Source organism: uncultured Ruminococcus sp. (assembly GCF_934476685.1).
Lineage (GTDB): Bacteria > Bacillota > Clostridia > Oscillospirales > Ruminococcaceae > Hominimerdicola.
This window is the reverse complement of sequence record NZ_CAKSNX010000047.1, coordinates 1-1914: the sequence shown is the minus strand read 5'-3', so window position 1 is coordinate 1914 and position 1914 is coordinate 1. Positions and strand designations below refer to the sequence as shown.

Below are 1914 nucleotides of genomic sequence, written 5' to 3'. Positions count from 1 at the left end.
TGTAGTGCTGTACTACGGCGAAGAACAGATGTTCAAGCGTGGCAACTTGTCGAGAGTTATCAATAATGACTAAAAACAGAGATTATGGAAACGAATTATTTGAAGGAGCAGTTTCGCAAGGATATATTGAAGGAAGTTGAAGAATACATCGGCTATGTTTATAGCGATGACACTCACTTTGAAGACAAACTTATAGTTAAAGAGTTTGATTATTCCGTGTCGCATGGTAGACGCTCCTATAAAGAGCAGGAAAAAGGATATGACTATTTTGATATGTCAGACCTTATCAAGATGTCAGGTACGTTTACTTTTGAGGCAGACCCAATAGGAATAGAGTGTGTGGTGTTGCACTATTTCCCGAATGAGAAAGTAGATAAGTTTGTGAAGGACTTGGAAACATCTATGCTCGATTTTGTCAAGAATCATGGGTATAGCAAAGAAGCAGAAATTAGCTTCCCTATTGATACATTTAAAGTGTATGTGGATTGTCCTTCTGAAATAGAGGTAACAGTAGCAACGGAAGAGGAACTTGATGATGAAGAAAGTTTGGTAGCTTGGGAAAGCAGACCATTGCGACCATATATGAGGAACACGAAAAAAAACGGGTTTGTTGCCTATGAACGCAATGTGAGAAGACTTGCTGCAGAAATGAGTTTGGAGTATGATTTTTTTAAATGATTAAACTATGGGACTGCAATTTAGAAGAAGCATAAAGATAGCTCCAGGGATTAGAATTAATTTCGGAAAGAAAAGTACCAGTGTTAGTGTCGGACCTCGTGGAGCTAAGGTAACAATGGGTACAAATGGGACACATGTAAGTGCTGGCATACCTGGGACAGGAATATATTACAGAGAGAAAGTTTCTGGAAAAGGAAATAAACAAAACATTCAATCAAGACAAATGCAACAAGGAGTACCAGAAAGAACAAAAGGTGAAAACACAACGTATGGAGTGATATTCGCAATTATCGCAATTGCTTGTTTTTTAGGAGCAGTGTTTGCATCGCTTCAGTCAATCGGTAGAGTGTTAATAGGTGGCATTGGTGCTTTTGCTTTGTTATGTTGTGTAATGTTTCTAACGGTGAAAAGTTCTGATAAAAATGTTGAAAAGCACAGACTTGTTCCGAATCCTGTAGCGTTTGTTTTAGGATTATTGATAATAATTGGATGCATCGTGATATATGTTTGGTCGACTGGATGGGAATGGACAGGACATAGCAAAACAAATATTTATATAAAATATGACTTCAATTGGTTAAAGTACATATTATATCCGATATTGATATTTGTAGGTATCATAGGAGCTATGATAACAAAATTAGGACTTAAAGATGAGAAATAAGCGAAGTTTACGGAAAACCTCTTTAAGGTAAAGTTTGTGGATGTTCCTTGTTCAGGAGCATCCCTTTTACATATACACCTCAATCCCATTCACCTCAAATATACACACATCGCGAAGCTGCCGGATTTCGTTGGAGTCCAGCAGCTTCATTCGCCTTGTGCCTTTGTAGAAGTCATATTTGAGGGAGATGCAGCGGTGCCAGGACTGGATTTCACCGCTGCGAGTCCATAGACGGATGTCGATGGGCTCGGGACTGGAGAGGATTTTGCGGAGGGTGGTGATGTGGATGGATTGCATAGCGATGTGGATTAATCGAAGGTGCGGTAGAAAGGATCATCGAAGATGTTGTTGCCGTAGTCGATGGTGATTGGGAAATGGTGGCTGCTGTACTTGTACTTGAACTTGATGCTGTTCGTGGCGTTGTCGGCATCGGAGATTTCACTGTTTATGTCAGTGATGGTGATGGGTGCCAGGGCACCACCTATCTCAACGATGTTGACATAGCGAGAAAGGAGGAGCTGGGAGAAGTGCTTGGCTTCCTCGAAGGTAAGCATCGAGGATTCCACGTCATA

3 protein-coding genes are annotated in these 1914 nt (G+C 40.5%); 2 read left to right on the top strand and 1 reads right to left on the bottom strand.

Annotated elements, in window-relative coordinates; all coding sequences use genetic code 11:
• Window positions 1-84 precede the first annotated feature (84 nt).
• Together Q0E19_RS11855 and Q0E19_RS11850 are read left to right on the top strand one after the other, a co-directional pair.
• A complete protein-coding gene (locus Q0E19_RS11855; RefSeq protein ID WP_294409754.1) occupies window positions 85-678 on the top strand; it encodes a hypothetical protein in 594 nt (197 codons plus the stop codon).
• Window positions 679-685: 7 nt separating this feature from the next.
• Window positions 686-1342 (top strand): DUF4236 domain-containing protein, encoded by a 657-nt coding sequence (locus tag Q0E19_RS11850; RefSeq protein ID WP_294409752.1) that lies wholly within the window; start codon window positions 686-688, stop codon window positions 1340-1342.
• 308 nt (window positions 1343-1650) lie between these two features.
• On the opposite strand, the gene Q0E19_RS11845 is transcribed toward Q0E19_RS11850, so the two are convergent.
• Window positions 1651-1914, bottom strand: a 264-nt coding sequence (locus tag Q0E19_RS11845) for a hypothetical protein (protein WP_294409750.1), incomplete at its 5' end; no start/stop codon positions are given.

Coding starts and splice junctions, on each gene's coding strand:
- Q0E19_RS11855 (WP_294409754.1), top strand. CDS start 85: ATGGAAACGAATTATTTGAAGGAGCAGTTTCGCAAGGATATATTGAAG.
- Q0E19_RS11850 (WP_294409752.1), top strand. CDS start 686: ATGGGACTGCAATTTAGAAGAAGCATAAAGATAGCTCCAGGGATTAGA.